A 6,255-nucleotide genomic window follows, 5' to 3' on the forward strand; every position below is an offset into this window, starting at 1 on the left:
GGATGCTCGAGCCCCTCGCGTCAGTCGTCGTCATCATCGTCGTCGTCGTCCTCATCATCATCGTCGTCGTCGTCATCGTCGTCGTCGTCATCGTCGTCGTCCTCATCATCATCGTCATCGTCCTCATCATCATCGTCGTCCGCTTCGTCCTCCTCGTCTTCCTCGTCGTCATCATCATCCGCCTCGTCGTCGTCTTCGTCGTCATCCGCTTCATCGTCATCGCCGTCGTCAGTCGCCGATTCGTTCCCGTCGGTTTCGTTGTCGGCCGTCTCGTTGCCGTCGGCCCCGTCGTCGGTTTCGTTCCCGTCGTCCTCGAGCTCGTCCCAGTCGATTTCTTCCGTCTCGTTGTCGCCGTTACCGCCTCCCTCGTCCTCGAGGTCGTCGTCTTCGTCATCCTCGGCCTCGTCGTCCGAATCGGTGGCGTCGATCATCTCGGCGGGATCGTCCTCGAGCCCCGGCAGGTCCTCGGTCTCCGCGTCCGTCTCGGCGCTCGAGGTGTCGCCGCTGACTCCGAGCCCGAGGGTAACGCCGGCGATCGTCATCCCGAAGACGACGAGGACGGCGACCGTCGTGACGAGCAGCGCGCCGACGGATCCCCCGTCCGGCTCCCGGTCGTACCCGCGCGTTCCCGACATCGTACTCGACGTACGCACCCTGATCGGTATTGTTAAGCACCGCAGAACCCTCGGCCGTTCGGCGCAAGACGACAGCGTCGATGGGTCGGCTCCGCGTCGTCGGACGTAGGCGGCGACTACCCGGGGCGGTCGCCGGGTTCCGGGACCGAAACGACTACCGGGTCGCGTTCGTACCACCGTCCCATGGGACGCTACGACATCGAACGCTACCTCAACGTTCGCAGCGCCTACGGGGCCTCCTTCGGTCCCGACGGCGAGCGACTTTCCTTCCTGATGGATACGACCGGCACCGCCCAGGTCTGGACGCTCGAGGGACCCCGTGAGTGGCCCGAGCAGCGCACGTTCTACGACGAGCGGGTCACCTTCGCCTCGTGGTCGCCCGAGCGGCCCGAGCTGATCTTCGGGATGGACGAGGGCGGCAACGAGCGCGCCCAGCTCTACCGGCTCGACGCCGACACCGGCGAGATCGAGAACCTGACCGCGATGCCCGACGCGAAACACCGCTGGGGCGGCTGGAGCCACGACGGCGAGCGCTTCGCGTTCGCCTCCAACCGTCGCGACGAGTCCGTCTTCGATATCTACGTCCAGGATCGGGACGCGACGGGCGACGAGGCTCGGCTCGTCTACGAGGGCGACGGCTGGCTCTCGCTGTCGGGCTGGAGCCCCGACGACTCCCGGCTGCTGGTCTCGCAGGCGTACTCCAACTTCGACCAGGACCTCTACGTCCTCGACCTCGAGACCGAGGAGCTCGAGCACCTCACGCCCCACGAGGGCGACGTCCGCTACCAGAGCGCCAGCTGGGCGCCCGACGGCGAGGGGATCTACCTCGTGACCGACGAGGGCGACGCCGACACGCTCTACCTCGCGTACCTCGACCTTGCAAGCGGCGAGCTCGAAACGGTCGTCGACGACGGGGAGTGGAACGTCGACGGGATCGCGCTGGACGACGAGACGGGTCGATTCGTCTACTCGAAGAACGTCGAGGGCTACACCGACCTCACCGTCGGCGAGTTCGACGCCGACGAGCCGACCGAGTTCGAGACCTTTCCGGAACCGGATCTGCCGGGCGGGGTCGCCGGCGGCGTGAGTTTCGATTCCGACGCCGAGCGCTTCGCCATCTCGACGACCGGGGACACGGTGAACACGAACGCCTTCGTCGTCGAACTCGAGACCGGCGAGACCGAGCGCTGGACCGCGGCGCCGACGGGCGGGATCCCGCCCGAGACGTTCGACGAGTCCGAACTGGTTCACGTCGAGAGTTTCGATGGACTGGGAGTGCCCGGGTTCCTCACGCTTCCCAGCGAGGACGAGGCGAGCGAGACCGAAACCGGCGAGGGCGTCCCCGTCATCGTCGACATCCACGGCGGCCCCGAGAGCCAGCGCCGGCCCTCCTTCTCGAGCGTCAAGCAGTACTTCCTCGATCGGGGGTACGCCTACTTCGAGCCCAACGTCCGGGGCTCGGCGGGGTACGGCGCCGACTACGCCGCCCTGGACGACGTTGAGAAGCGGATGGACTCCGTGGCCGACATCCGGGCCTGCGTCGAGTGGCTACAGAACCACGATGCGGTCGACCCCGATCGGATCGTCGCCAAGGGCGGCTCCTACGGCGGGTTCATGGTGCTCGCGTCGATGACCGAGTACCCCGAGCTCTGGGCCGCCGGGATCGACATCGTCGGCATCGCCAACTTCGTCACGTTCCTCGAGAACACCGGCGACTGGCGCCGCGAGCTCCGTGAGGCCGAGTACGGCAGCCTCGCCGAGGATCGTGAGTTCCTCGAGGAGATCTCACCGACGAACAACATCGAGAACATCGCGGCGCCGCTGTTCGTCCTCCACGGCGAGAACGATCCCCGCGTGCCGGTCGGCGAGGCCGAACAGATCGCCGAGCAGGCCGAACAGCAGGGCGTCCCGGTCCGCAAGCTGATCTTCGAGGACGAGGGCCACGGCTTCTCGAAGCTCGAGAACCGCATCGAGGCCTACTCGGCGATCGCGGAGTTCCTCGACGAGCACGTCTGAGGACGGCTCTCTCCACTCGGTTCGAGCGCGTCTTTCAGGAAGATTTACAGTTCGCTGACCGAACGTTCGACCGTGCCCGCTATCGAAACGACCGCCCTGACCAAACGCTTACGCCGCCTTCGTTGGGCTCACGTTGTTGTACGCGCTCGCCTACGTCTCGATCGCCGTCGCGATTTCGGCGGCGACCGCGAGCCGATCGCGGGCGATGGGCGGCGCCATCGGCTTCTTCTTTGCGTTCAACGTCGGCTGGAACTTCCTCCCGGTCGGCCCCGCTTACATGGCCGAGTTCGTCCTCGAGGAACTCGGTCTGAGCTACGCCGACGAACACATCGAGTTCATCTTCAGCCTCAGTCCGACCGGCGCCTACCTCAACGGGCTCGGACTCGTCTTTCCCGATGCGGCGATGGGCGGGGGACAGGCCGCGAACGGGTTCGACGCCTTCTACGTCCAGGACTGGTTCATGCTCGTGCTCCTCGCGGGCTGGGTCGTCGTCCCGCTGGTCGCAGGGATCTGGCGGTTTCGTCGCGCCGACCTCGGCTGACCTCTCGAGTCACCGAACACACACTCGAGAGAGACATTCAGGACTTCGATTCCACCGACGTTTTTAGCGTCGAATCTGTAGGGGCGCCCATGCAGTGGCGGCGAGCGGTCGCCGGACTCGTCGTTGCAGTCGGCGTCGTGGGACTGTTCGTCTCCGGGGTCGGCTGGAACGAGGTGCTCGAACACGTCCGAGCGGCGCATCCAGCCGCACTCGCAGCCGCTCTCGTCGCGGGTCTCGGAATGCTCGCGCTTCGGGGCGCGCTGGTCAAACGGCTGCTGGCGCCGATCGACGGCGCAGCGGGCGGAACGACGTTCGCGACGGCGTACCTCTCGGGCTATTTCGCCCGGAGTGCCCTCCCCTGGGGTCGCTCGACCGGAACGCCCGTGATGGCGTTCCTGCTCGCACGGGACTCCGACTCGGAGTTCGAGGATAACCTGGCGGTCGTCGCCGCCGCGGAGGGGTTCAACCTCGTCGGCAGTCTGGTGCTCGCCGGAATCGGCATTGCGATCTTCGCCGTCGTCGGCAACGGCTCGGTCGACACCGTTATCGGCAGCCTCGCGGTCGCCGGCGGTGGCGGACTGCTCACCGCCGGAGCCGTTCTCGTCGTGTTCAACCGCGGCGTCGCGAGGCGCGTCTCGTTCGGGCTCGCCGCCCGCTGTGAGACCGCCGTCGGCTCCCTCCCCCGGCTGCCGTCGATCGAGGGACGGCTCACGAACCGGATCGACGGCTTCTTCGGAACGCTCGAGGCGATCCAGGCCTCCCGACGCACGCTCGTCGTGGCGTTCGGGATCGCGGTCGCGAGCTGGGTGCTCAACGCCTTACCCCTGTACTTCGGGCTGCTCGCGCTCGGCGTCGACGTTCCGCTGGCGCTGGTGCTCGTCTGTGCGCCGCTGGCCTCCTTTGGGGGGATCGTTCCGCTTCCCGGCGGCAGCGGCGGGATCGAGGTCGTGCTGGCGAGCCTGCTCGTCGCGACCGCCGGGGTTCCAGCCGATGTCGCGACCGCAGGGGCGATCCTCTACCGGTTGACGACCTACTGGGCACACTTCGCGATCAGCGGGGCTGTGGCCGTGCTGGTCTCGGTGTTCGGCACGAAGCCCGCACTTCCGATCGATCGCGGCCTCTGATAGCGTCTCAAGCCCGAACTACAGTGACGAACCCGTTGACGAGGTTCGCTTCGTCCCTGCATTCGGCGCTCAAAACGCTATTCGATGACGCCCGTTTTCGTCGCAACCTCTCGAGCGGCCCGCTCGTTCATTCCGTTCCCCAGGATCGTGTAGCGGTCGCGGATCTCGTGGCAGGTCGTCAGCGCCTCGATCACCGTCTCGTCGTCGATGCCGAGTTCGGCCGCCGTCGTCGGCGCGTCGATGCTGTCGAGCGCCGAGCGGATGTCCTTCCAGATGCCTCGCTCGCCGCCGTGGAGGTAGGCAGTCACGATCGAGCCGACGCCGACCTGGTGGCCGTGCAGGGCCGTTCCGGGCGCGAGCCGATCGAGCTGGTGGGAGAAGAGGTGTTCGGCACCGCTTGCGGGCCGCGAGGAGCCAGCGATGCTCATCGCGACGCCCGAGGACATCAGCGCCTTGGTGACGATCCAGGCCGACTCCTCGAGGCCGGGTCGGACGTGGTCGGCGTTGTCGACGAGGATCTCGGCGGTCATCTCCGAGAGCGCGGCGGCGTACTCGGAGTACTCGACGTTCTGGAGCCGGCGGGCGAGGCGCCAGTCCATGACGGCGGTGTAGTTGGAGATGATGTCGGCACAGCCCGCCGTCGTGAGCTCCCAGGGGGCCTCCGCGAGGACGCCCGTGTCGGCGATCACGGCGAGCGGCGGCTCGGCGGCGACGCTGTGGCGGGTGTCGCCGTCGGGCACCGAGCCACGGTTGCTGACGATCCCGTCGTGGCTGGCCGCGGTCGGCACCGAGAGAAACCCCATCTCGAGGTGTTCGCTGGCCATCTTCGCGATGTCGATCGCCTTCCCGCCGCCGATGCCGACAAGGTAGGAGACCTCCTCGGCCTCGGCGGTCTCGATCACCTCCTCGACGGCGTCGAACGACGCGGACTCGACGGTGACGACCGCCGGCTCGACCCCGATGGCCTCGAAGTCGGCCACGATCGGCTCCGCCGCGACCCGACGCGGCGTCGGGCTGGTCACGAACAGCGGCCGTCCATGCAGGTGGAGTTCGTCCACGGCGTCGACGACGTCCGACAGTACGTCGTGGCCGACGATAACGTTCCGCGGAAGACGAATCCACGTCGACTTCTCGAACATACGGTAGCTGAGTCACCGCCGGGGTATACGTGTTGTTGCTCGCCGACACGACCGGCGACGGGGACTCGAGACGCAGTCGGGAGTCAGAAGGTGTCGAGGATTCCCAGCACCCGCTCCTCGCTCTCGCGGTCGGGCTCGTGTTCGCTCCCGTCGCGGTCGCTCTCGAGGTGGTCTTCGACCGAGCGGGCCATCGCCTCGCCGATCGGCGTCGACTCCCAGCCCAGTGCCGCGAGTTTGGCGGTCGAGAGGACGTGGGGATACTCCCGGTAGAGGACGTAGTCGTCGGGCTCGATGGAACCCGCCTCGAGCTCGCGGGGACCGGCGGTGACGACCTCGACCGTGGTGTCCAGCTGGTCGGCGATCAGGGTCACCATCTCCTCGAGCGTGACGAGCCGTCTGTCGCCGACGTTGTAGGCTTCGCCGGCGTCGCCCTCCTCGGCGACGAGCCGCAGGGCGCTGGCGACGTCCTCGACGTACGCGCGGTGCCAGAGGTTCGTCCCGTCGCCGGGGACGACGACCCGATCGAAGCGGTTGACGCGGTCGATCCAGAAGTCGAGTCGCTCGGTGTAGTCGTGAGGGCCGTAGACGATGCAGGGTCGGACGGACATGGCCCGGACGCCTCGCTCCGCGGCGGCGAACACCGCACGATCACCCTCGGCCTTGCGGGGACCGTAGGTCGCGTCGGAGTCGTCGACGGCCTGCTCCGGGCTACAGTCCGCGAGCGGGGTCTCGTCCTCCCGCTTGGGAATCTTCTCGCGGCCGTAGGCCTGTCTCTTATACACATCTCTGATGGCGCGAGG

The 6,255-nt window shown here is 67.4% G+C and carries 6 protein-coding genes; 3 read left to right on the forward strand and 3 right to left on the reverse strand.

Translation table 11 applies throughout. The annotated features are described in order from the left end of the window. Nucleotides 1–20 precede the first annotated feature (20 nt). Nucleotides 21–635, reverse strand: a complete 615-nt coding sequence (locus C491_RS00155) for a hypothetical protein (RefSeq protein ID WP_005552834.1) — start codon at nucleotides 633–635, stop codon at nucleotides 21–23. A 183-nt stretch (nucleotides 636–818) separates the two neighbouring features. On the opposite strand from C491_RS00155, the gene C491_RS00160 reads away from it, so the two are divergent. The 3 genes from C491_RS00160 to C491_RS00170 all read left to right on the forward strand — a co-directional run bounded on the left by C491_RS00160 (nucleotide 819) and on the right by C491_RS00170 (nucleotide 4,316). Beyond that, on the forward strand, nucleotides 819–2,651 hold the full coding sequence (locus tag C491_RS00160; protein ID WP_005552835.1) for a S9 family peptidase: 1,833 nt from the start codon (nucleotides 819–821) through the stop codon (nucleotides 2,649–2,651). A gap of 136 nt (nucleotides 2,652–2,787) precedes the next feature. Then, nucleotides 2,788–3,192, forward strand: coding sequence for an ABC transporter permease subunit (locus tag C491_RS00165; protein ID WP_005552836.1), 405 nt, complete (start codon nucleotides 2,788–2,790; stop codon nucleotides 3,190–3,192). 89 nt (nucleotides 3,193–3,281) lie between these two features. After that, nucleotides 3,282–4,316: a lysylphosphatidylglycerol synthase transmembrane domain-containing protein gene (locus C491_RS00170; protein WP_005552837.1), complete on the forward strand. Its 1,035-nt coding sequence runs from the start codon at nucleotides 3,282–3,284 to the stop codon at nucleotides 4,314–4,316. Between the two features lie 77 nt (nucleotides 4,317–4,393). Here C491_RS00170 and C491_RS00175 read toward each other — a convergent pair whose 3' ends face one another. Next, nucleotides 4,394–5,455 (reverse strand): NAD(P)-dependent glycerol-1-phosphate dehydrogenase, encoded by a 1,062-nt coding sequence (locus C491_RS00175; RefSeq protein WP_005552838.1) that lies wholly within the window; start codon nucleotides 5,453–5,455, stop codon nucleotides 4,394–4,396. 83 nt (nucleotides 5,456–5,538) lie between these two features. Beyond that, nucleotides 5,539–6,255: NAD-dependent epimerase/dehydratase family protein (locus C491_RS00180; protein WP_049891338.1), on the reverse strand; the 717-nt coding region annotated here is incomplete at its 5' end.

The organism is Natronococcus amylolyticus DSM 10524, assembly GCF_000337675.1.
GTDB lineage: Archaea > Halobacteriota > Halobacteria > Halobacteriales > Natrialbaceae > Natronococcus > Natronococcus amylolyticus.